The 379-nt window shown below is 49.9% G+C and carries 1 protein-coding gene; it reads right to left on the reverse strand.

The genetic code is table 11. The annotated features are described in order from the left end of the window. On the reverse strand, positions 1-379 hold a 379-nt coding region (locus ACH8JV_RS19550; protein WP_396523308.1), incomplete at both ends, for an Ig-like domain-containing protein.

Genomic DNA, 379 nt, shown 5'->3' on the forward strand with positions numbered 1-379 from the left:
CCGGTACTGTAATCAGACCAAGCAAGTTCGCTGCTGCAGTATCTACAGTCACCACCGCACTGGTTGTACTCACGTTACCTGCTGGGTCGGTTGCTGTCACAGTCACAGTATGTGGACCATCTGCCAATACTGGAAGTGTATTGTCTGCAAGTGTCCAAGTACCGTTGCCATTATTAACCGCTGGATACTCCACACCATTTACAGTCACCACCACAGTCGCTGTTGGATCGTTCACTGTACCGGTTAATGCAGGTGTACTGTCATTGGTAGTTACATCACTTAACGCAACTGTCGGTGCTGTGGTATCGATAGTCACCACTGCACCTGTTATCCCCACATTACCTGCAGGGTCGGTCGCTGTCACAGTTACTGTATGTGG

Source organism: Acinetobacter sp. ABJ_C5_2 (assembly GCF_044538485.1).
GTDB lineage: Bacteria > Pseudomonadota > Gammaproteobacteria > Pseudomonadales > Moraxellaceae > Acinetobacter > Acinetobacter nosocomialis_A.